The following is a 20,855-nucleotide window of genomic DNA, read 5'->3' on the forward strand; positions in this document are numbered from 1 at the left end:
CGGTCTCCTCACACGAGATTGCGGTAAGCGAGATAGCTGCGGCGCGCCTTGTCCATGAAGACGGCGACCAGCAGCAGCAGGCCAAGGAAGGATTGCACCCAGAATTCACCCAGCTGGAGCAACAGCAGGCCGCTTGTCAGCAATGTGACGAGCGTCGCGCCGAGGCAGGTGCCAAGTACGGGCGCCTTGCCGCCATTGAGCAGCGCGCCGCCGAGCACCGGACCGAGGAAAGCCGGCAGAAGCCAGTCCTGTCCGAGTTGTCCCGCCATGGAAGGAATGGCCGCGCCATTGCGCGACACCAGCATCAGCGCCGCGATTGCCGCGAGCGCACCGGAGAGCATATGACAAAGAACCGTGATCCGGCCCACGCGGATGCCGGAAAGCTCCGCCGCTTCCGGCCGCGCGCCGGCGGCCAGCATCTCCCGGCCGAGCACGCTGCGACGATAGAGCCAGACGAGAACCATCGCGACGACAAGCGTGACGATGAGCAGCGGCGAGACATAGCCGAGGATTTTCATCTTGCCGAAGCTGCCGAACAGCGGCGGCAGGTTGCGATAGGCCTCGGCGCGGGTGAGGAAAATCATCGTGCCGAAGAAGATGCTCATGGTCGCAAGCGTGATGATGAAACTGTGAAGGCCGGTGCGCACCACGGCAAAGCCGTTGATGAAGCCGAGGCCGGCGCCCAGCGCCATCGCGCAGATCAGCGAAACGGTCCAGTGCAGTTGCAGCACCTCGATCGCATAACCGCAGAGCATGGCCGCGCAGACCCCGATCGCGCCCACCGCAAGGCTCAGCCCTCCGGTAACGATGACCGTCATCATCGACAGGCCGATCATGATGTTGATGGCGGCGCTGCGCCCAAGTGTGAACAGGTTGAAAGGACTGAGAAATCCCTTGGCTGTCAGGCCGAAGACGATAGCGAAGACGACGATGAGCAGGATCAGGCCGAACTCGTTTGATACGAAGATGCGGCTGAGCGGCATTCCCGCGCTCAGAGAAGGGCGGCGTTTGTGAATGTCTTCGGCGGCGGCTGGTATGTCATGCGACGACATGGAACGTTCCTCGAAATTCTCGCGATGCGCACGGCCTGCCCCCGAAACGGGCAGGCCGTTATGCGATACCGGGCGGAACGGGAGAGGCGTTGTTGCCTCTCCCGTCCGTTATCGGGTTGCTCACTTGCAATCGAGGTAAGTCGCCTCGAAATTGGCGAGCAGGGCTTTCGTTCCTTCGCGCATCGTATCGACATAAGTGTCGACCTTGGCCGCATCGATGAAGGCGGTGCCGGAATCGATGAACCTGGCCGTCAGCGCATTCGACTTGAACGGTGCGTTCTCCTTTACCTTGCAGCCCGAGCGCAGCTTGTCGACAGCGAAGGAGCCGACATAACCCTGACCATAGGGATTCTGGATCATCGTTCCGTCGAGGAAACCGTCCTTGATCGCCTTCAGAACGACCTCGTCATGGTCGATGGCGACCATGCGGATGCGCTTGTCGCCTATCCTGCGCAGGGAATTGGCGGCAACCACCGAAGGCACCCACGCCGAGGCGATGATGCCATCGACCTCGCCCGCATGGGCGGCCAGATAAGCGTTGATCTTTTCTTCGGCTGGCTCGGGGGCGTCGATATCGGCGATGACCTGAACGACCTCATTGCCGGATTCGTCCGCGGCCTTCTTCACGGCGTCGATGCGAAGCTGGGTGTTGGGATCGACGAGAAAGCCGGTCAGATGCAGGATGCGCTTCTTGCCGGAGCCCATCACGCGGATCAACTCCTTCGTGCCGAGATAAGCGGAGTTACCGGTATCGGTGCCGAGGCAGAAGGCTGCTGCCGACGGATCCTTGAAGCAGCCGCCGGCGGCAACGACAGGCGCATCATTGGACGACAGCTCGTCCACCGTGGAGACCGAGCCGACCGGGTCGCCAGGGAATATGACAAAACCGTTATAGCCCTGGGCGAGCGAGCTTTCCAGAAGCTGGTTCTGCTGCGAAAGTTCCCACTTCTGCGGCACCTTGTAGTCCGCGGCCTTGAGTTTGAAATCCCTGGCCGCATCTGCTCCCGCCTGTTCCCAGGCGGCAAAATAAGGGTGAGGCCCACCCGGCACCAGCGCAATCGACGTATCGTCCTGCGCATGGGCCAGTCCGGTGGCGCCGCTCCCGATCATGCCGGAAAGCAAAAGGCCGCAAAGGGCGCGTGTCATTCCTGTTTTCATCATTCCCGTAAACCTCCTCCAAGGTGCGCGCTTTGTGCGCGGCGCGATGGCCAGGGTGGAATTTCCATCGCCCACTTGCCATCGTGGCTGGGACACTATAATACTTGTATCCAAGCTGCAAATGGAATCTTCCGTTCAATTCGAGGGCATCATATGAAACTTCCTTCCAATCCTGTGTCATGGCCCGGCGGCCCCGGTACCACGCTCGGCGCGACGGGGCTCGAAGGTCTGGCTCTGGTGCTGGATCGCCACCGTTCCGCGACCGATCAGGTCCATGCGGTATTGAGGCAGGCAATCGTCGATGTGCGGTTGGCGCCGGGAAGCCAGATCAGTGAGAATTCGATCTGCCGCCAGTTTTCGGTGTCGCGCACGCCGGTGCGGGCTGCCATTCAGAGGCTGTCGGAGGAGGGGCTGGTGGACGTTTATCCGCAGGTCGGCAGTTTTGTCGCGCCGATCCGCCTTGTCGGACTTCAGGACGGTCACTTCATTCGCCGCTCCCTGGAAATTGCCCTGCTGCGCGAGGTCGCAACGCTCTGGAAGCCGGAGATGAGCCGCGCCATGCGGGATATTGTGGCCGAACAGGAGCGTTTCATCGCCGCTGGAGATGGAGACGGATTTTTCCGGGCCGATGAAGCGTTCCACCATCTGCTCGGCACCTTTGCCGGCCGCGAGGGCGTCTGGCAGGCGATCCTTGCCGCCAAGGTTCCGCTGACGAGGTTCCAGCGGTCCTGGCAGACGGCGGAGCGTTTGCCCGATGTTATTCGCGAACATCTCGCGGTGGTCGATGCGCTTGATCGCGGCGACCCGGCATGCGCCGAGCAGGCGTTGATAACCCATCTGGACATGATCTTCGTGGCTGTCGAACGCATGTCGGAAGAACAACGGAAAAACCTGACGGCTTAATCGTATAGGAAGAAAATTCATGGAGCTGAAGAACAAGGTGGCCCTGGTCACGGGCGCGGCCGGCGGTATCGGCAGCGCGATCGTCACGGCATTGACCGCCGCCGGCGCGCATGTGCTGGCCTTTGACCGCGATGCGGCGGCTGTGGCACGTCTCGGCGCCGAATGCGAGCCGGTCGCTGCCGATCTCGCCGATCCCGAAGGTGCCGTCGCTGCGGTACAGGATGTGCTGGCGCGTCACGGGCGTATCGATATTCTCGTCAACAATGCGGGTATTCTGTCACCCCACAAGCTGGCCGCGACAACGCTCGAGGAATGGCGACGGCTGATGGCCGTCAATCTCGACGCCGCTTTCCTTCTTAGCCAAATGGTCGCTCCGGCCATGCAGGCGAACCGGTGGGGCCGGATCGTCAATATCGGCTCCTATGCCGCGAAATCGGGCGGGCTGACGGCCGGCACCGCCTATGCGGTTTCCAAGGCCGCCCTGGCGGGGCTCACCTTCTCGGTGGCGAGGGAGCTTGCATCTTCGGGTGTTACCGCCAACGCCGTCGCGCCCGCCTTCGTCGTGTCGCCGATGATCATGGAACAGCTTTCCGAGGAAGACAGAAACCGGCAGCTCGCCGCCATTCCTGTGGGCCGGCTGTGCGAGCCGGAGGAGGTGGCCCATGCCGTGCGCTTCCTTGCCTCGCCGCTCTCCGGCTTCATGACAGGTGTGGTGCTCGACATGAATGGCGGGCTGCAATTCGGCTGAGGAAACAGGCATGCGCTACGCAATGGTGATCGGGTTGCACGACCATATGGTGGAGGAATACCGGAAGCTTCACGCCGCGGTCTGGCCGGAGGTGCTGGCGGTGATATCGGCAAACGGCATCCGCAACTTCACGATTTTCCTGAAGGAGCCGGAAAACCTGTTGTTCGGCGCTTTCGATTATGACGGTGACGATTATGCCGAAGCGGCCCGCAGCATTGACGCCGATCCCGTCTCCCAGCGTTGGTACAATTTGACCAAACCGTGCCAGAAGCCGCTCGACACGCGCAGAAGCGGCGAGTGGTGGGCCTTCATGGAACCGGTTTTTCACCTCGATTGAAAGTTTGTGCCATGTCGAATTCCCGTCTTTGTCAGGCTGCCCTTCCCGCCCTGCCGACCGCCATCGCCTTGCCGGCCTATGACCGCGCCGGCGTCACGCCCGGCATCGTGCATCTGGGTGTCGGCGCCTTTCATCGCGCCCATCAGGCGGTGTTCGTTGACGATTGCCTTAATCGTGGTGAAACCGGATGGGGCATCGTCGCCGCGTCGCTGCGCAGTCCCGATACCCGCGACGCCATCGGACCGCAGGACAATCTTTATACCTATTGCGAGCGCGACGGCCGGGACGAGAGGTTTCGTGTCATCGGCTCCATCCTCGAAATGCTGGTCGCGCCGGAAAACCCCGCCCGGCTTGTCGACCGGCTGTGCGACCCGCAGGTGCGGATCGTGACGCTGACGGTGACGGAGAAGGGTTATCTCGCCAACCTGTCGGAAGGGACGCTCATGCGCGACCATCCCGACATCCGCCACGATCTCGAAAACCCGGAAGCACCGCGTTCGATATACGGTTTCCTGCTGTCGGCTACCCGACGCCGCCGCGCCGAGGGGTCGGTGCCGCTGACGCTGCTGTCCTGCGACAACCTCCCTTCCAATGGCCGGGTGCTGCAAACATTGCTGGCGGAATTTGCGAGAATAAACGACCCCGATCTGGCGGATCATGTCGCCCGCGATGTTTCATGCCCCTGCGTGATGGTCGACCGCATCGTGCCGGCCACGACGGGTGTCGACCGGCTTGCGGTCGCCCATAGCCTTGGCATCATGGACGCCTGGCCGGTCGTTGCCGAGCCGTATTTTCGCTGGGTGATCGAGGAGCGCTTTCCGCATGGCCGCCCGCAACTGGAGGCATCCGGTGTCGAATTCGTCGAAGATGTCGAACCTTACGAGCATATGAAGCTCAGAATGCTGAACGGCGCCCATACGGCCATTGCCGCCATCGGTCAGGTCGCCGGGCTTGCTACCGTTGCCGACGTCTATGCGCAGGCGCGGGTGCGGACCTTCATCGACCGCTACTGGCAGGAGGTCGCGACCACGCTGTCGCCGCTCGTCAGCGGCGCGGATTATGCCGCGGGCCTGCGGGGTCGCTTCGCCAATCCCGCCTTGCGGCATCGGGCGGTGCAGATCGCTTCGGATGCGTCGCAGAAGGTGCCGCAACGTATTCTTGCGCCGCTGATGGAGCTTCGCGGCGACAGGCGCGCACATGGTGCGGTGATGATGGCGCTTGCGCTATGGATCCGGTCCTGCGCCGCCCGCAACGAGGCGGGCGAGCCGATCGTCATTCAGGACCCCGTCTTCAACGGCTGGGCGGCTCCCGATCAGGATGTCCTGCCCGCCGAAGCTGTGATCGAGCGGTTTCTCAGTTTCGACCGGGTGTTCGGCGGGCAATGCCGGGCCGAACCGGAATTCGCCGCGGCCCTGACGGCCGCTTATCACGCAATCCGGACGAAAGGCGCGCTGAACGCCATCGGAATGATGACAGGTTGAGGAGAGAAAAATGCAGGAGACATGGCGCTGGTACGGCGAAACCGACCCGATCACGCTCGAGCACGTTCGCCAGACGGGCGCATCCGGCGTCGTAACGGCGCTCCACGAAATTCCGGATGGCACGTCCTGGCTGGCGGAGGATATCGCCCGGCGCAAGGCGATGATCGAAGCCGCCGGACTTTCGTGGTCTGTCTGCGAATCCATCCCGATGGAGCAATGCGTCAAGCGCGGCGACGCAGACGCGCCGAAGGCCATCGCCCGGTGGAAGGATACGCTCGCCAATCTCGGCCGGGCAGGCATCCCGGTCGTCTGCTACAATTTCATGCCGGTGGTGGACTGGACCCGCACCGACCTGCGTTGGCGCACCCGTCGCGGCACCGGGCTGGCGTTGCGTTTCGAGATGACGGATTTCGTCGCTTATGACGTGTTCATCCTGCAACGTCCCAAGGCGGCGGATGACTACGATCCCGCTGTCTTGGCCAGGGCCGAGGCGCGGGCTGCGGCAATGGGCGAGGATGAAAAGCTGCTGCTTGAACGCAATATCATCGCCGGCCTGCCGGGTGGGGCGCTGGTGCAGACGCGCGCCTCCATCATGGCGTTGCTGGATAGTTTCAAAGGTATCGACGCGGCCACCATGCAGGGCAACCTGGTCGCCTTCCTGAAGGAAGTCGTGCCGGTTGCCGAGGAATACGGCGTGCTGCTCGGCATTCACCCCGACGACCCGCCATTCTCGCTGTTCGGATTGCCGCGCGTCGTCTCAACGCCGCAGGATGTACGCAACATCCTCGCCGCCGTCGACAGCCCCCATAACGGCATCACGCTCTGCACCGGCTCCTACGGCTCGCGCCCCGACAATGATCTGGCGGCGATGGCGGCGGAATTCGCACCGCGCATCAATTTCGCGCATCTGCGCAACGTCACCGTCGAGGTGGACGGTTCGTTCTTCGAGGACGATCATCTGGATGGCGATGCCGACATGGTGACGGTCATCGAGGTGCTGCTGCGCGAAGAGCGCCGCCGGGCCGCTGCCGGGGAGGGCCGCGCTTCCATTCCCTTCCGGCCCGATCACGGCCATCTGCTTGGCGACGATATCGGCAAGAAGACCAATCCCGGCTATTCCTATATCGGCCGGATGAAAGGGCTGGGCGAGCTTCGCGGCGTTGCGCGCGCCGTCGCCCGTCAACTCGACCGCGAGGAGGCAAGGGCATGAACAGCCGCGAACTCGGTTCCACGGGCTTAAGCCTCAGCACCCTGTCATTTGGCGCGGCCGGCATCGGTAATCTCTACCGCGAGGTGTCTCACGAGGATGCGATGGCAACGCTGGAGGCGGCATGGGCGGCCGGTATCCGTTATTTCGATACGGCACCCCATTACGGTCACGGCCTTTCCGAGCGGCGGCTGGGTGATTTCCTGCGCGGCAAGCCCAAGGGGTCGTTCGTTTTGTCGAGCAAGGTCGGCCGGGTTCTGAAACCGGTGCCGGAAAGCGAGGTTCCCGAATACGGCTTCGTGCGGCCGCTGCCCTTCGCGCAAGTCCACGATTATAGCTATGACGGCATCATGCGCTCCTATGAGGACAGCCTGACGCGGCTTGGGCTGAACGCGATCGATATTCTCTACATCCACGACCTTGAGGTCACGACGCTGGGTGAGCAGGGTTATGCGCGCCATTTCGCCTCGTTCCTCGAAAGCGGGGCGAGGGCGCTGGCAGAGCTGAAATCCTCTGGCGCGGTCAAGGCGATTGGGCTTGGCGTCAATGAGGTTCCGGCCTGCCTTAACCTCATCGACCGGTTTTCGCTCGACGCGATCCTGCTGGCCGGCCGATACACATTGCTGGATCGTTCGGCCGAGCCGGAACTTCTCGATCGCTGCCGAAAGGCCGGCACGAAGCTGATCATCGGCGGCGTGTTCAATTCCGGCATCCTCGCAACCGGCGCGCAGCCGGGCGCGACGTTCAACTATACCGAGGCCCCGCCCGATATCATGGACAAGGTGCGGGCGATGGAGGCCGTGGCGACGCAGGCGGGAACGACGCTCGCCGCCGCCGCCATGCACTTCCCGTTGCGGAACCCGCTGACGGCAAGCGTGCTGATCGGCACCGCCAAGCCTTCCAGTCTCAGGCGAAACGCGGAGATTTTTGCCACGCCGGTGCCGGAGGACGCGTGGCCCCGCTTCGACGCGCTGGCGCTGTCACAGTAAATTCGGAAGAGCGACGATTGGAGGATGACTATGCGCCGCATCGATTGCCACATGCATTTCTGGACGCTGGCCATGGAGCCGGACTATTCGCACTGGCTCAGCCCCGAACGCAAGATTCTTTATGGCGACTACGGACCGCGCGACGCCCTGCCGCTGATGGCGAAAAACGGCGTCGAGGGCGTGGTCGTCGTGGCGGCCGCCGCGTCCCATCATGAGATCGGCTATCTTCTCGGGCTGGCCGAAGGCCACGACTTCATCAAAGGCGTCGTTGCCTGGCTCGACCTTATGGATCCCGAGATCGTTGCCCGCCTTGGGACATGGGCCCGTCACAACAGGCTCAAGGGCATTCGCCCCTATCTTGAAAACCTGCCGGAGGACGACTGGATCCTCAAACCCGAACTCGACCCCGCCATTCGGGCAATGCAGGCGCTCGGTCTGCGGTTCGATGCCCTGATCAAGCCGAGGCACATTCCTCATACGCTCAGATTCATCGAACGTTATCCCGATCTTCCGGTCGTCATCGACCACATGGCCAAACCCGATATTGCCGGCGGCGCGCTGGAGCCGTGGAGGCGCGACATGGAAAATTTCCGCGACCTTAAACACGTCCATTGCAAACTCTCCGGCATCGTCACCGAAGACGGTCCCGACTGGAGCTCCGAACGCCTGCGGCCCTATATCGAGGCCGTTATCGATATCTTCGGGCCAGAGCGCCTTATTTTCGGAAGCGACTGGCCGGTCGTCAACCTTGTCGCCGATTATTCCGCCTGGATTGAAACTCTCGGCAAGGCGATGTCTTCCCTGACCCGAGCCGATCAACAGAATATCTGGGCCCTGAACGGTGAACGCTTTTACGGGCTCTGATGGCCAACGGATTTGCATCGGCGTAATGCCTGCCAATGGCAGGCGAGGCGGCTCGACCAATGCCTGGCAGATCCGGTTCCCCGGCCTTCAGGCTTCGACGGGTTCGCTAACGTCGTCCAGAAGAAAGTGCACGATCACATAGGGCGTGGTGTATTTCTGGCCGCTAGCGGACACACTCTCATCGCTGCCACCGTCGGAGGGATGCCATTGCTGGTAATGGGGGTTGTTGGCGATCAGCGTGATCGCTTTACCCGAGAACCGGCCGTTCAGCCTGTAGCGAGCCTCTGCGAGAGGCCAGATCTTTTCAAAATCCTGCTGGCTGATACGGGTTTTCAAGGCCTTTCGGGATATCGTTTTTCCGGGCGAACCATCGTCATGTGCTGCCAATGGAATATGCAGGTCAACCTCTTCGGCATCGTCCAGCAAAAAGGCGAGTTCGTCTGGCCACATCCGTCTCACGTATCGCTCCTCCCAAAGCTTACCGTCCTGAAGAACAGTCATGATAGCGCCTCCGTCGCGAGAGGCAATGGCGGAAATGCACCTGTGTTTCCCTCGCAAGAGATGCGTTCCGGTGCCCTGCGTTCAAATTGCGGGAACTTGAATTTGGCCGGCAGATCGTGCTTGTTCACGGTCAGCAGGGCACATGTGCGTCCCTCGCCAGTTGACGAACCGCATCGAGGAGTAAGGCATGAAGAAGCTCATCAACGATCCAGCCACCGTCGTGCGGGATATGCTCGAAGGCGTGGTGGCCCTCAGCCCTGCGACGATCCTGCTTGCAGATGAGAACGTCGTTATCCGGTCTGGCCTTCCGGAGGCGGAAAAGCGCAAGGTGGCGGTCCTGTCGGGCGGAGGCAGTGGTCATGAGCCGGCGCATGCGGGCTATGTCGGCGCGGGCATGCTGACCGTTGCGGTGGCAGGCGATGTCTTCACCTCGCCGAGCACCGATGCGGTTCTTGCCGGTATCAGGGCGGCGGCCGGACCCGCCGGGGCTGTGGTTATCGTCAAGAACTACACGGGCGACCGGTTGAATTTCGGATTGGCGGCCGAGCTCGCAAGGGCTGAAGGAATTCCGGTCGAGATCGTGGTCGTTGCCGATGACGTTGCGTTGAAGGACACGGTTCCCGCCGATCGCCGCCGGGGTATTGCGGGTACGGTGTTCGTTCACAAGCTTGCCGGGGCGGCCGCGGAGCAGGGGCTTCCCCTTGATGAGGTGGCCCGGATCGCGCGGGATGCCGCCGGAAGATTATCCTCCATGGGAGTATCGCTGGGTTCCTGCACGCTCCCTGCCGTCGGCAGGCCGGGCTTCGTTCTTGGCGAGACTGAAATCGAAGTCGGGCTCGGAATTCATGGCGAGCAGGGCGTCCGGCGGATGCCTGTCGCATCGGCGGACGAGCTTGTGCAGCTGGTCCTCGAAACGATCGAAGCCGATGGCAAGCTAAAGAGCGGAGACCGGGTTGCCCTTCTGGTCAACGGGCTGGGAGCAACGCCGCCAATGGAACTTGCGGTCGTGGCGCGATCCGCGGTCGCGCGCCTTGAAGCAAAGGGCGTGGTGGTGGAGCGGGTATGGGCCGGAACCTTCCTCTCCGCCCTGGACATGCCGGGTTTTTCTTTGTCGGTCCTGCATGTGGATGACGCAGCGCTCAATCTCATGGATGCCCCGACCGATGCCGGTGCATGGCCGCGCGGCGGCGCGGTGAACCGCGAGCGGGTTTTGCCTTCGGCGGGCGTCGAGCAGATCGTGACTGCGGAAGGCAAGACAACAGCAGCCGGCGAACGACTACGGTCCGCCGCAGGGCTGGTTGCCGAAGCCATGATCGCGGCGGAGCCCAAACTGACGCAGCTGGACAGTGTTACGGGCGACGGGGATCTCGGCACAAGCATGGTCCGGGGTGCCGAAGCAATCCTTGCATTGCCGAAGACGAGCTTCGGAGATGTTTCCGACGGCTTGATGGCGATGGCAAACGCCATGCGGAAGGCGATCGGCGGAAGCTCCGGCCCCTTTTACGCCACGGGCCTGATGCGCGCTTCGCGTCATCTTGCCGGGATCGAACAGCCGACGGCCCGGCAGATGGCGGAAGCATTTACGGCGGCCGTTGCCGCAGTCTCGGAACTCGGTGGTGCCAAGCCGGGAGACCGCACGATGATAGATGCGCTGCATCCCGCGGCGGAAACGTTCCGGGATAAACTCGCCGCGGGAGCTTCGACGGAAGAGGCCTGGCGATCCGCCACGGCGGCAGGCGTCGCGGGCGCCGAGGCGACAGCGTCCATGATGCCGCGACTCGGGCGGGCAAGCTATCTTGGCGAGCGGGCTGTCGGACATCCCGATGCGGGCGCGGTCGCCGTCAGCCTCTGGCTAGAAGCAATCAGCAACGACTAGCGCCGATGGGCAGCGGGCCGGAACCGGCATGCTCGACGCGCAGCCGAGCATAACGAAACAAGGGCGATCTCGGCCTCTCAGACGCAGGCCGAGATGGTTGAGAACTGGGATTGCCGCCTCGGGCGCGAAGCTCAGATACGCCGCGCCTTGATCGTGTTCATGACAAAGCTGGTCTCGATGGTGTCGACACATTTAAGCTTTGCGATCTTGTCCTTGATAAAACGCTCGTAATCCTCCAGCCCGCCGCACATGACCTTGAGCATATAATCCCTCGTGCCCGTGACCAGGTGACATTCGAGAACCTCGTCCCAGTCAAGAACCGCCGCCTCGAACATCCGGATTTCGTCATCGTGCTGGCGGCTGAGGCGGACGGACGCAAGGGCGGTCATGGTCCATCCCTCGATTGCCGGATCGATGATCGCGGAATACCCTTTGATAACACCCATGTCCTCCAGGCGTCGAAGCCGCCGCAGACACGCGGATGCCGACAGTCCGACCCGTTCGGCGAGTTCGTTATTGGTGATCCGCGCATCGGCAGACAATTCCCTGATGATCCGCCTGTCGATCGGATCTGCAATTTTCTGCGACATAGACGACCATTCTCCGCAATATATTGCTTCATCAGACATATCAGCGCCTCAGAATGCAAGGTATGTTGGTTTCAATGCGTGTAACCTGCAGACAGTTAAACGCCAGCTGAGGGATCATCGGAAATGACCGCGCCGCATCCGTCCAAAACCCATATCGGCAACCACGCCCTTCATCCCGAAACCCAGATGCTCAACTACGGCTATGATCCGGAATTGTCCGAGGGCGCCGTAAAACCTCCTGTGTTCCTGACATCGACCTTCGTCTTCAAGTCGGCAGAGGACGGGCGCGACTTCTTCGATTATGTCTCCGGGCGCAAGGAGCCGCCCGAGGGCAGGGGGGCGGGCCTCGTCTATTCGCGCTTCAACCATCCGAACAGCGAGATCGTCGAGGATCGTCTTGCCGTTTATGAACGCACGGAGAGCTGTGCGCTCTTCTCTTCCGGCATGTCCGCCATTTCGACGACGCTTTTCGCCTTCGTCCGTCCCGGCGACACCGTGCTCCATTCCCAGCCCCTATATGGCGGCACGGAGACGCTGCTGGCGAAAACATTCCATAATTTCGGCGTATCGGCCGTGGGTTTCGCTGACGGCGTCAGCGAGTCCTCGGTAATGGCCGCGGCGGAGGAGGCGATGGCGAAAGGCAGGGTGTCCGTCATCCTCATCGAGACCCCCGCCAATCCGACAAACAGCATTGTCGATATCGCGATGATGAGCCGGGTTGCCGGCGTGATCGGCGAAAAGCAGGGGCACAGGCCAATCATCGCCTGCGATAATACGCTTCTCGGCCCCGTGTTCCAGCGGCCCATCGAACATGGCGCCGATATCTCGCTTTATTCGCTGACGAAATATGTCGGCGGGCACTCCGACCTCATTGCAGGGGCCGCGCTCGGTCGGAAGGACGTCATGAAACAGGTGAAGGCATTGCGTGGAGCAATCGGCACGCAACTCGATCCCCATTCGTGCTGGATGCTCGGACGTTCCCTTGAGACGCTGCAAATCCGGATGGAGCGGGCGGATAGCAACGCCAGGGTCGTGGCGGAGTTCCTCAACGCGCATCCCAAGGTCGAGAAAATCCATTACCTGTCGTTCAGCGATCCCGCATCCGCGGTCGGCAAGGTGTTTGCCGCGCAATGTTCCGGCGCAGGATCGACCTTCTCGTTCGATATCGTCGGCGGGCAGGCCGCATCTTTCAAATTCCTCAATGCGCTCAACATATTCAAACTCGCGGTAAGCCTTGGCGGTACGGAGTCTCTTGCGTCTCATCCCGCAACGATGACGCATTCGGGCGTTCCTGCCGATGTCCGCCAGCGGATTGGCGTTCTCGATTCGACGATCCGGCTGTCAATCGGCATCGAACATCCCGACGATCTTATCGCCGACCTGACCCTTTCGCTGGATCAGGCCTGACGAACAGGTGGCCGACAAGCTGTAACCGTGCGCCAAAGGTTGTCCTGTGCAGGTGTATCGATGTATCTGGGGACGGATATTCATTTGAACCTGCAGGCACATGGAAACATCGCTTTATCTGCCCATCAAAGGCTTTCTTGAAAAGGCGGGATACACCGTCAAGGGCGAAGTTGGCGGTTGCGACCTCGTTGGCCTGAGCGATGGCGATCCGCCGGTTGTCGTGATTTGCGAGCTGAAACTGAGTTTCAATCTGGAACTCATTTTGCAGGCCGTCGATCGCGCGGCTATCGCCGATGAAGTCTGGATCGCGGCTCGGGTCTCGGCCAAGGGTAAAGGCCGCGAGGCCGACAGGCGTTACCGCGATCTTTGCCGCAGACTCGGGATCGGCATGCTCGGTATCGCCGATACCGGCGAGGTCAGCATGATCGTTGGTTCGATATCGCCGATGCCGCGAACCAATCCGAAACGGCGGTCGCGGCTCATGCGTGAACACCTGAAGCGGCGCGGCGATCCGACCGCAGGTGGGAGCACACGGGCACCGATCATGACCGCGTACCGCCAGCAGGCGCTTGGCTGTGCCTTGGCGCTGGCATCGGGGCCGATGCGTGTGCGACAGGTCAGGTCCAGCATACCCGATGCCGGGAAGATCCTGCTTGCGAATGTTTATGGCTGGTTCGAACGGCTCGATCGAGGGGTCTACGGCTTGACCGAGGCCGGACGTGAGGCGCTGCAGCGATGGCCGCAGCAGGATATGCCGGCAACAAGCGCTCTTCCCGGCTGATTTATTGAGCAATAGAATGCGCGTCGCGATCAGGGCTTTGCGTTGATATGCGAGGAGCGCAACAATGGCATTGTGCCCGTCAGGGGCTCGCCCCGTTCCATCAGGGTGTCGTCGAGCCGATTGAGCGCTCGATTGCGCCGGCAATTCTGCCGGGTGCAAACAAAGCCTGCACCGTTTCCGGGCAGGCTTTGAATACTGCACTTCATTTGGCGACGTGGGCAATCGCCTCAAAAATGACCTCCGCGACTTCCGTCGTGCGGGATATGTGCGGAGCGTGCCCGGCTTGCAGAGTAGTCACGTTTGCGGAAATCTTCTGTGCCATTGCGGTCTGAAGTTCCGGCTGGATCATGCGATCCTGCTCGCACACCACGTACCAGGAAGGCTTCGTGGTCCAAGCGGCGACCGACACCTTGCCGTCGAAATTCCCGGCGTGGGTCGGATGCTGCGTGGCGAATATCACCTCGGTTTGTTCAAGCGCGACGTCTTGGGCAAGGTGCTGTTGCACCCCTTCCAGGGTCAGGGTCAGGAAGCCATCCTTGTCTGCCTGCACGTGGTTGAAGCCGGAAGGGGGCGGATAGTCCTTGGCCGTTTCGTTGACCGACATGCCTTCGGACAGTGCGAAGGCCGCCACATAAACGAGTGCTTTCACATTGTCGTTCTGGCCGGCTTCGGTGATCACGGCTCCGCCATATGACCAGCCGACAAGCACTACCGAGCCTTGCAGTTTGTCAAGCGCGCGCCGAGTGGTCGCAATGTCGTCTGCCAGGGAGGTCAGCGGGTTCTGAACGGCTACGACATTCACACCTTTTGCCTGAAGCAGGGAGATGAGCCGGCTCCAGCTTGATCCGTCGGCCCATGCTCCATGCACAAGGACGACCGTTGGTTGCTGCGCGCCGGAGCGGGTGGCGGCGTTTATTACATCAGGGGCAGTCTGCATGGTCTTATGCCTTTTCTTCTAGGTGATGCTGACTTTGTGAGACGCCGGATGAGGACAGCGTCAGGCATATTGTAGTGATGAAAAATAATGGATATAATGACAGAATAATTTCAATAGTTGAAACGGATCATTTTTAATGGACAGGCTTGCTGCTATGAAAGTCTTCGTAAAGGCTGTTGAAGCTGGGTCCATCTCTTCGGCAGCGCAGGAACTGGGGATGTCGTCGCAACTGGCCGGCAAGCAGATACGCGCCTTGGAGGACGGTTTGGGCGTGAAGTTGCTGACCCGGACGACGCGCCGGCAAAGCCTTACCGACAGTGGGCAAGTGTTCTACGAGCGGGCGAAAAACATTCTTGCGGAAATGGATATGGCGGAAGCGCTGATGGCGGAGACGCGGTCGGAGCCCCGGGGAAGGATTCGCATCAGCGCTCCCGTCACCTTTGGCTGTCACGCGCTTGCACCGGAACTTTCAGAATATCTCAGGCGGCACCCGGAGGTATCGGTGGATATCAACCTGACGAACCGAAATGTAGATCTGGTCGAGGAGGGTTTCGATGTGATCTTTCGTGCAGGTGATCTTCCCGACAGCAGTCTTATCGCGAAGCGGCTTGCGCCCTATCGCCTCGTTCTTTGTGCTGCGCCTGCCTACATGGCCTCCGCGAGTAGCCTTCAGACCCCGCAGGACCTGACCGAGCATGAATGCCTGATCTTTTCGCATTCGTCGCTTCGCACCCATTGGTCCTTCATTGGGCCGGAAGGGCCCGTGACGGTTGCAATCACAGGCCGCTTTTGCGCCAACAGCGGCGAAGCGCTGCGCGCTGCGGCGCTCTCCAGCATGGGGGTCCTTTTTCAGCCATACGAGCTTGTTGCCAATGAACTGTCGGCAGGAAAGCTGGTCCGCCTCCTTCCTGACTATGAACCGCCGCCGCGTGCCTTACATGCGCTTTATGCGTCGGATCGACAGATGACGCCCAAGCTTCGGAGCTTTCTGGATTTCACGATTGAGAAATTTGGTGAGGGAAAGCGGTGAGGCGTCGCGATTGGAACCCTCCTCATCCTGCTTCCCGGTGGGGAAATATCGACATCATTCGCGGTCGGTCAGCTTGAGATGTTTGCTGACGGAGACGGCCATGCCGCGCCGGCTGACGCCAAGCTTCGCGTAGATGTTCTTCAGGTGGAATTTCACGGTCGCTTCCTTGCCGCCCGGCGGCATCATCGGCGCTCATGCGGCGATCTTCATAAACATCGATCAGGCTGTTGATATGGTCGAGGACGCTACGGTCGACGGCGGCAAGTGCGGCAGCGGACCATTCGCCGTTTTCTTTCAGAATATCGAGCCGTCCGTGCCCTGCTGCCGCATTGCATGTGCCCAATCGTGACCCGGGTGGAGGCGGTCGAGGCAGTCTCGCAGCCAAAGGCGTTCCGAAAGAGGTAGCTTTGGCTGGGCTCTTGCGAAGTCGGCCTCGTCCTTGGGGCGCCTGTGCTTCGCCTTGAACAGAAGCACGGCGGAGGGATTGAGATAAGGGATGCCGTCCGCGGTCAGCGACACCATTTCGATCCGCAGCCGCGTCATTTCCGGATTTCGCTTGTAAACCCAGGTGTCATTCGTTCCCGGCTCGATCATCATATCGGCGCGCCAGCACCCGGCAGGGCGATCGAAGCACCATATCTGGAAAATCTCGGGAGCCGGATGCTGATCCGCCAGCAGCGGTTCGATAATGCCATCGTTGACGGTATAGAACTCCATGTCACCCAGTTTCCGGCGAAAGATAGCGAGATCTTCGCTAAGGATCGTGAATTCGAGATCGTCATGCTCGCGTGTCTTGCTCCCCTGCCACAGATCGAGCGCCCAGCCGCCGACAACGCACCATGGCCGCGATACGCCGTTAAGTCGCCGGGAGAGTTCGGCAGGGCTCCAGGGGTTCCACGCATTCTGGTCCGGCACAGGCGGGTGATCACTCATCATATACGGTCGCTTCCATGCAATTTTCGTATTGTCGTTTATTTGCCGATGGCCTCAGGGCCAACGCTTCAGCAGCCCCGCCAGAAGCGTCAGCGCCTCCGTGAGATCGTCGAATGACGGGCCGCCGAGGCAGAGCCGAATACCGCTCGCCTGATCGTCGGGGTTCACCAGCATGGATTCCGGAGGGGTCAGCTTGATGCGCATCGCCGCAGCGGCGAATGCGAAACGATGGGCGTCGTCGCGTTCCATCGGCAGCCAGACGTTGTACGCATCGGGATGCGAGCCAAGCCGGTTCGTGCCGAGCAGCGAAACGGCCAGGCTGGAGCGCCGCCTCGCCTCGTGGCGTAAATCCCGCTGGATTGACGAGATGATGCCGGAGATCAGCCAATCCTCAACCACCGCGCAGGAGAGTGCGGATGGGGCCATCGGCATGTCCTGCAGAAGGTCTTCGGCGGTGTCGTGCAGCCCGGCCGGCAATGCAAGCACGCCGATCTGCAAGCCGGGGCCAACGGACTTGGAGAGCCCGTTCACATGAAACGAGATGTCAGGAGCCAATGAGGCGAGCGGCGGCAAGGCCTCGGCCGATGCCGCATAAACACCGTCCTCGATGATCCATACGCCCGCCCGGCGGCAGATATCCGCAATGGCCTGCCGCCGCGCCGCGCCCATGGTGACGGTTGTCGGATTATGCAGCGTCGGCGTCAGATAGACTGCTGTGCCGTCACGCGAGGTCGTGCTGGCGAGCGCTGCGGCAAGCGCCTCCGGCACCATGCCTTCGGCATCGATTTCAATACCCTGCATCCGGTATCCGTTACGCCGGGCCAGTGCGATCGCGCCGGGATAGGTGATGCGTTCGGTCAGGAGCAGTCCCTTTGGGCCGCAGGCGAGATCGAAGGCCAGGGCCAGCGCCTGACGGGCGCCGCTCGTCAGCGCCAGATGTGACGGATCGACGGTCAGACCCAGCGTTTCGAGCCAGCGGGCCAGAAGGCGGCGATGTTCCAGATGTCCGGCGGGTGGAGCATAAAGATTGATGTGATCCGCATCGATCCTGCGGGCGATCCCCGTTAGCGTCTTCGCCAGAATGCGGGCGTTGAGCATGGCCGGTGGCGCATTGGAGGAGAGGTCGAACTGCCGATCCCTGTACGCCTCCTGCAGCGCCACGAATGTTCCCCGGCCCTTGACGCTGCGTGTCAGCCCGCGCCGTTCGAGAACGGAATAGGCTTTTGTCACGGTGCCAAGGCCCACCCCCAGTTTCCACGCGAGATCGCGATGGGCGGGCAGGCGGTCGCCGCCCGTCAGCCGCCCCTCGATGATGTCATCGGCAAGAGCAAGCACCAGCCGTTCTGCGGCATTCGCCTCAATGTCTGCAAGACGGGGAGTCCAGGGGGATTGCAGCAGCACGCTCGCACCTTCGATAAAAGTGTCACGATACACTATTTCAATAAACAGTAAGTGTAACATAGGCTATGACGAGGCTGATTGAAATCCACACTTTACGGCGGGCGGGCGGCCATCGGTATTTGCCGCCGCAGGGCTGAAATCGCCTCTCTGGCAGCATTGACAGGCCGCCCGTCCCCATTGCCAATCGATCCTAACCGAAAGAACCGTGTCATGACCTTTGATATCCATATGATTGATGTATTCGGCTCCGGGCCGCTTTCCGGCAATCCGCTGGCGGTCGTCAGCGGTGCCGATGTTTTATCGACGGATGACATGCAGCGATTGACGCGATGGTTCAACCTTTCCGAAACCACCTTTCTGCTGCGACCCACCCACCCACAGGCTGATTACCGGGTCAGGATATTCTCGCTGGACAGGGAGTTGCCCTTTGCCGGACATCCCACACTGGGCAGCTGCCATGCCTGGCTCTCCGCCAATGGCATGCCCAGGAATGAAGCCGCCATTGTTCAGGAATGCGGCGCGGGGCTCGTGACGATCCGGCGCTCGCATGGACGGCTTTCCTTTGCCGCTCCGCCGCTGATCCGTTCCGGCGCACCGACCCCGGCCGAACTGGAAGAGGCGCGGCAGCTCCTGGGGATCGAGGTTCGCGACATCATCGATGCCGCCTGGGTCGACAATGGCCCCGGCTGGCTGGGACTCAGGCTGGCATCGGCCGAAAAGGTGCTTGGCATCAAGCCGGCCCGCAGTTGGTCCCGCCACATCGATATCGGTGTGGTTGGCCCTCACGCGGAAGGTGGTGAAACCGCATTTGAAGTTCGCGCCTTCTTCAGCGATCATCTGGGCGTCATCGTCGAAGATCCCGTTACCGGAAGCCTCAACGCGTCTTTGGCGCAATGGTTGTTCGCGACGGGCGTGGCCGGTGAGGACTATGTCGCGGCGCAGGGGACGAGCCTTGGCCGCCGGGGCCGCATTTACCTGACGCGCGATGATGCCGGCCAGATATGGGTTGGCGGCGAAACGCGCACGCATGTCGAAGGCCGGTTGCACGGCCTTTGAAAAGACAGATGAAAACGAGGTGATTTGATGAATGGCAGTGTGTACCGCCCTATTTCCGAACGCGTATTGGCAGATGACTGGGGGCGGCTGACCAAGTATGAGTATGAACTCAGGCTAAGGGACGGAAGCTGGCAACGGCAGACCCGGGAAGCATATGATCGCGGCAACGGTGCGACATGCCTGCTGTACAATCCGGCAAGCGACACTGTCCTGCTGACCCGTCAGTTCCGGTTGCCGGTGCTTTTGAATGGCGGTCTGGAATCGTTAATCGAGACACCGGCGGGGCTGCTGGAGGGTGCTGACCCGGCAACGCGGATGCGTGCGGAATTGATGGAGGAAACCGGTTATGAGGTTTCCGAACTTACGCATCTGTTCGATATCTATATGAGCCCCGGATCGGTCACGGAATATCTGGCCTTTTTCTACGGCGAATATGCCGAGAAACATAAGGTCGGGGCAGGTGGTGGTTCAGCGGACGAGGGCGAAGACATCGACGTGCTGGAAATCGCCTTGCCCGAGGCGATGCGGATGATCGGCCAGGGCGATATTCGCGATGCCAAGACGATCATTCTGCTCCAGCATCTTGCCATCCGGCTTTTGCAGGAAAAGGTCGCGGCACGCTGATCCTGACCTCCGTATATTGTCGATCCGGTGCCGGTCACCCCTGCCATCGGCGTAATTACCGGGCGAAAAGATTGGCGGCCATGTAGTCTACAAATGCTCTGACTTTTGGAGAAAGATATCGATTGGTCGGCCAGAGGACACGGAAGGTGCCTGTGTCTGCCATATAGTCGTCCAGCAGCGATACCAGTTTCCCCTGAGCAACTTCGGACGCCACGGCGAATGAGGGCAGGCATGTTATCCCGAACGATCGTTCCGCAAGATAGATCAGGGGTTCCAGCGTGCTCGCAACGGTGGCGACCGGCAGATTGATCCTGATTTCCCGCCCTTCGCGAACCAGTGGCCAAGGCTCGAGCTTTCCGGAATTGGCGAAGCGATGGTGGAGACAGCGGTGCCGGACAAGATCTTCCGGAATCTCCGGGCGTCCATGGGCCTCGAGGTAGTCAGGCGCGGCCACGATGCTGTGTCTGAACGTGCCGAGCTTGCGGCTCATCAGCCGTGTGTCCCTGATCTCTCCCGTCCGGATGACGGCGTCGAATCCCTCCTCGATGACATCAACCAGACGATCGGTAAAATCGAGGTCGAGGCTGATTTCGGGATATGCCTCCATGAAGGCGGATATCGTCGGCATCAGAAGCATGCCTGCCAGCGGAAGGCTCACGCGAAGCTGCCCGCGCGGGACCGCCTGCGATCTCGACAGCTGTGCCTGCACGGTCTCATATTCGGACTGGATGCGCCGGCAGGTATCAAGGAAGAAACTTCCGTCCTCGGTCAGGGCCATGCTGCGGGTTGAGCGATTGAACAGCCTTACGCCCAGCTCCTCCTCCAGACGTGCAATGGCTTTTCCAACGGCGGATCCGGAGATGCCGAGACGATGTCCGGCGGCCACGAAACTTCCCGCTTCTGCCACCTGAATGAATATGCCGAGGGTTCCGAGCTTGTCCATGATTCTGCAATTAAAGAATTTTTGTCCGGTATGTTGA

Annotated in this window: 22 protein-coding genes; 13 read left to right on the forward strand and 9 right to left on the reverse strand. The window is 61.2% G+C overall.

What is annotated here, in order from left to right; all coding sequences use genetic code 11:
- Window positions 1–8: 8 nt before the first annotated feature.
- Complete coding sequence (locus AC5YUO_RS22365) at window positions 9–1,052, reverse strand: ABC transporter permease (protein WP_496155258.1); 1,044 nt, start codon at window positions 1,050–1,052, stop codon at window positions 9–11.
- Window positions 1,053–1,172: 120 nt separating this feature from the next.
- Window positions 1,173–2,213 carry a sugar ABC transporter substrate-binding protein gene (locus AC5YUO_RS22370; protein WP_496155259.1) on the reverse strand — a complete coding sequence of 347 codons (1,041 nt, stop codon included), beginning with the start codon at window positions 2,211–2,213 and terminating at the stop codon, window positions 1,173–1,175.
- A gap of 150 nt (window positions 2,214–2,363) precedes the next feature.
- Between AC5YUO_RS22370 and AC5YUO_RS22375 the strand changes: the two genes are divergently transcribed.
- From AC5YUO_RS22375 to AC5YUO_RS22405, 7 genes are read left to right on the forward strand one after another with little or no spacing between them, the layout of a single operon-like run.
- Complete coding sequence (locus tag AC5YUO_RS22375) at window positions 2,364–3,113, forward strand: GntR family transcriptional regulator (RefSeq protein ID WP_496155260.1); 750 nt, start codon at window positions 2,364–2,366, stop codon at window positions 3,111–3,113.
- 19 nt (window positions 3,114–3,132) lie between these two features.
- Complete coding sequence (locus tag AC5YUO_RS22380; RefSeq protein WP_496155261.1) at window positions 3,133–3,861, forward strand: SDR family NAD(P)-dependent oxidoreductase; 729 nt, start codon at window positions 3,133–3,135, stop codon at window positions 3,859–3,861.
- A 10-nt stretch (window positions 3,862–3,871) separates the two neighbouring features.
- Entirely contained in the window at window positions 3,872–4,198 is a 327-nt protein-coding gene (locus AC5YUO_RS22385) for an L-rhamnose mutarotase (RefSeq protein ID WP_496155262.1), read from the forward strand.
- 11 nt (window positions 4,199–4,209) lie between these two features.
- Window positions 4,210–5,679, forward strand: a complete 1,470-nt coding sequence (locus AC5YUO_RS22390; RefSeq protein WP_496155264.1) for a mannitol dehydrogenase family protein — start codon at window positions 4,210–4,212, stop codon at window positions 5,677–5,679.
- A 10-nt stretch (window positions 5,680–5,689) separates the two neighbouring features.
- A complete protein-coding gene (gene uxuA / locus AC5YUO_RS22395) occupies window positions 5,690–6,889 on the forward strand; it encodes a mannonate dehydratase (RefSeq protein WP_496155265.1) in 1,200 nt (399 codons plus the stop codon).
- A complete protein-coding gene (locus AC5YUO_RS22400; protein ID WP_496155266.1) occupies window positions 6,886–7,875 on the forward strand; it encodes an aldo/keto reductase in 990 nt (329 codons plus the stop codon). The genes uxuA and AC5YUO_RS22400 overlap by 4 nt, the downstream gene beginning before the upstream one ends.
- A 30-nt stretch (window positions 7,876–7,905) precedes the next feature.
- Window positions 7,906–8,739, forward strand: coding sequence for an amidohydrolase family protein (locus tag AC5YUO_RS22405; RefSeq protein WP_496155267.1), 834 nt, complete (start codon window positions 7,906–7,908; stop codon window positions 8,737–8,739).
- 87 nt (window positions 8,740–8,826) lie between these two features.
- Here the strand turns inward: AC5YUO_RS22405 and AC5YUO_RS22410 are convergent, their stop codons facing one another.
- On the reverse strand, window positions 8,827–9,189 hold the full coding sequence (locus AC5YUO_RS22410) for a hypothetical protein (protein ID WP_496156548.1): 363 nt from the start codon (window positions 9,187–9,189) through the stop codon (window positions 8,827–8,829).
- Window positions 9,190–9,427: 238 nt separating this feature from the next.
- On the opposite strand from AC5YUO_RS22410, the gene AC5YUO_RS22415 reads away from it, so the two are divergent.
- The gene (locus AC5YUO_RS22415; protein ID WP_496155268.1) at window positions 9,428–11,116 is read left to right on the forward strand and encodes a dihydroxyacetone kinase family protein; all 1,689 of its coding nucleotides are present in this window, start codon (window positions 9,428–9,430) and stop codon (window positions 11,114–11,116) included.
- A 131-nt stretch (window positions 11,117–11,247) separates the two neighbouring features.
- On the opposite strand, the gene AC5YUO_RS22420 is transcribed toward AC5YUO_RS22415, so the two are convergent.
- Entirely contained in the window at window positions 11,248–11,706 is a 459-nt protein-coding gene (locus tag AC5YUO_RS22420) for an Lrp/AsnC family transcriptional regulator (protein WP_496155269.1), read from the reverse strand.
- Between the two features lie 123 nt (window positions 11,707–11,829).
- Here AC5YUO_RS22420 and AC5YUO_RS22425 point away from each other — a divergent pair, with 123 nt between their 5' ends.
- Complete coding sequence (locus tag AC5YUO_RS22425; protein WP_496155270.1) at window positions 11,830–13,113, forward strand: cystathionine gamma-synthase family protein; 1,284 nt, start codon at window positions 11,830–11,832, stop codon at window positions 13,111–13,113.
- Window positions 13,114–13,213: 100 nt separating this feature from the next.
- Window positions 13,214–13,894, forward strand: a complete 681-nt coding sequence (locus tag AC5YUO_RS22430; protein WP_496155271.1) for a DUF2161 domain-containing phosphodiesterase — start codon at window positions 13,214–13,216, stop codon at window positions 13,892–13,894.
- 202 nt (window positions 13,895–14,096) lie between these two features.
- Here the strand turns inward: AC5YUO_RS22430 and AC5YUO_RS22435 are convergent, their stop codons facing one another.
- Window positions 14,097–14,831, reverse strand: a complete 735-nt coding sequence (locus tag AC5YUO_RS22435) for an alpha/beta fold hydrolase (RefSeq protein WP_496155272.1) — start codon at window positions 14,829–14,831, stop codon at window positions 14,097–14,099.
- A gap of 136 nt (window positions 14,832–14,967) precedes the next feature.
- On the opposite strand from AC5YUO_RS22435, the gene AC5YUO_RS22440 reads away from it, so the two are divergent.
- On the forward strand, window positions 14,968–15,861 hold the full coding sequence (locus AC5YUO_RS22440; RefSeq protein ID WP_496155273.1) for a LysR family transcriptional regulator: 894 nt from the start codon (window positions 14,968–14,970) through the stop codon (window positions 15,859–15,861).
- 54 nt (window positions 15,862–15,915) lie between these two features.
- On the opposite strand, the gene AC5YUO_RS22445 is transcribed toward AC5YUO_RS22440, so the two are convergent.
- The 3 genes from AC5YUO_RS22445 to AC5YUO_RS22455 all read right to left on the reverse strand — a co-directional run bounded on the left by AC5YUO_RS22445 (window position 15,916) and on the right by AC5YUO_RS22455 (window position 18,255).
- A complete protein-coding gene (locus AC5YUO_RS22445; protein WP_496155274.1) occupies window positions 15,916–16,047 on the reverse strand; it encodes a helix-turn-helix transcriptional regulator in 132 nt (43 codons plus the stop codon).
- A 108-nt stretch (window positions 16,048–16,155) separates the two neighbouring features.
- Entirely contained in the window at window positions 16,156–16,794 is a 639-nt protein-coding gene (locus AC5YUO_RS22450; protein WP_496156549.1) for a nucleotidyltransferase domain-containing protein, read from the reverse strand.
- Window positions 16,795–16,848: 54 nt separating this feature from the next.
- Window positions 16,849–18,255, reverse strand: a complete 1,407-nt coding sequence (locus tag AC5YUO_RS22455; protein WP_496155275.1) for an aminotransferase-like domain-containing protein — start codon at window positions 18,253–18,255, stop codon at window positions 16,849–16,851.
- Window positions 18,256–18,405: 150 nt separating this feature from the next.
- On the opposite strand from AC5YUO_RS22455, the gene AC5YUO_RS22460 reads away from it, so the two are divergent.
- The gene (locus AC5YUO_RS22460; protein ID WP_496155276.1) at window positions 18,406–19,251 is read left to right on the forward strand and encodes a PhzF family phenazine biosynthesis protein; all 846 of its coding nucleotides are present in this window, start codon (window positions 18,406–18,408) and stop codon (window positions 19,249–19,251) included.
- 27 nt (window positions 19,252–19,278) lie between these two features.
- The gene (locus AC5YUO_RS22465; RefSeq protein ID WP_496155277.1) at window positions 19,279–19,875 is read left to right on the forward strand and encodes an NUDIX domain-containing protein; all 597 of its coding nucleotides are present in this window, start codon (window positions 19,279–19,281) and stop codon (window positions 19,873–19,875) included.
- 55 nt (window positions 19,876–19,930) lie between these two features.
- On the opposite strand, the gene AC5YUO_RS22470 is transcribed toward AC5YUO_RS22465, so the two are convergent.
- The gene (locus AC5YUO_RS22470) at window positions 19,931–20,818 is read right to left on the reverse strand and encodes a LysR family transcriptional regulator (RefSeq protein ID WP_496155278.1); all 888 of its coding nucleotides are present in this window, start codon (window positions 20,816–20,818) and stop codon (window positions 19,931–19,933) included.
- Between the last annotated feature and the right edge of the window lie 37 nt (window positions 20,819–20,855).

Source organism: Agrobacterium sp. LEGMi-208b (assembly GCF_059511785.1).

Bases quoted from the DNA above. Each gene is read 5' to 3' on its own strand.
- AC5YUO_RS22385 (WP_496155262.1), top strand. From the start codon at position 3,872: ATGCGCTACGCAATGGTGATCGGGTTGCACGACCATATGGTGGAGGAA.
- AC5YUO_RS22460 (WP_496155276.1), top strand. From the start codon at position 18,406: ATGACCTTTGATATCCATATGATTGATGTATTCGGCTCCGGGCCGCTT.
- uxuA (WP_496155265.1), top strand. From the start codon at position 5,690: ATGCAGGAGACATGGCGCTGGTACGGCGAAACCGACCCGATCACGCTC.
- AC5YUO_RS22405 (WP_496155267.1), top strand. From the start codon at position 7,906: ATGCGCCGCATCGATTGCCACATGCATTTCTGGACGCTGGCCATGGAG.
- AC5YUO_RS22410 (WP_496156548.1), bottom strand. From the start codon at position 9,189: ATGTGGCCAGACGAACTCGCCTTTTTGCTGGACGATGCCGAAGAGGTT.
- AC5YUO_RS22415 (WP_496155268.1), top strand. From the start codon at position 9,428: ATGAAGAAGCTCATCAACGATCCAGCCACCGTCGTGCGGGATATGCTC.
- AC5YUO_RS22420 (WP_496155269.1), bottom strand. From the start codon at position 11,706: ATGTCGCAGAAAATTGCAGATCCGATCGACAGGCGGATCATCAGGGAA.
- AC5YUO_RS22400 (WP_496155266.1), top strand. From the start codon at position 6,886: ATGAACAGCCGCGAACTCGGTTCCACGGGCTTAAGCCTCAGCACCCTG.
- AC5YUO_RS22390 (WP_496155264.1), top strand. From the start codon at position 4,210: ATGTCGAATTCCCGTCTTTGTCAGGCTGCCCTTCCCGCCCTGCCGACC.
- AC5YUO_RS22435 (WP_496155272.1), bottom strand. From the start codon at position 14,831: ATGCAGACTGCCCCTGATGTAATAAACGCCGCCACCCGCTCCGGCGCG.
- AC5YUO_RS22445 (WP_496155274.1), bottom strand. From the start codon at position 16,047: ATGATGCCGCCGGGCGGCAAGGAAGCGACCGTGAAATTCCACCTGAAG.
- AC5YUO_RS22440 (WP_496155273.1), top strand. From the start codon at position 14,968: ATGGACAGGCTTGCTGCTATGAAAGTCTTCGTAAAGGCTGTTGAAGCT.
- AC5YUO_RS22470 (WP_496155278.1), bottom strand. From the start codon at position 20,818: ATGGACAAGCTCGGAACCCTCGGCATATTCATTCAGGTGGCAGAAGCG.
- AC5YUO_RS22380 (WP_496155261.1), top strand. From the start codon at position 3,133: ATGGAGCTGAAGAACAAGGTGGCCCTGGTCACGGGCGCGGCCGGCGGT.
- AC5YUO_RS22450 (WP_496156549.1), bottom strand. From the start codon at position 16,794: ATGAGTGATCACCCGCCTGTGCCGGACCAGAATGCGTGGAACCCCTGG.
- AC5YUO_RS22425 (WP_496155270.1), top strand. From the start codon at position 11,830: ATGACCGCGCCGCATCCGTCCAAAACCCATATCGGCAACCACGCCCTT.
- AC5YUO_RS22375 (WP_496155260.1), top strand. From the start codon at position 2,364: ATGAAACTTCCTTCCAATCCTGTGTCATGGCCCGGCGGCCCCGGTACC.
- AC5YUO_RS22465 (WP_496155277.1), top strand. From the start codon at position 19,279: ATGAATGGCAGTGTGTACCGCCCTATTTCCGAACGCGTATTGGCAGAT.
- AC5YUO_RS22455 (WP_496155275.1), bottom strand. From the start codon at position 18,255: ATGTTACACTTACTGTTTATTGAAATAGTGTATCGTGACACTTTTATC.
- AC5YUO_RS22365 (WP_496155258.1), bottom strand. From the start codon at position 1,052: ATGTCGTCGCATGACATACCAGCCGCCGCCGAAGACATTCACAAACGC.
- AC5YUO_RS22430 (WP_496155271.1), top strand. From the start codon at position 13,214: ATGGAAACATCGCTTTATCTGCCCATCAAAGGCTTTCTTGAAAAGGCG.
- AC5YUO_RS22370 (WP_496155259.1), bottom strand. From the start codon at position 2,213: ATGATGAAAACAGGAATGACACGCGCCCTTTGCGGCCTTTTGCTTTCC.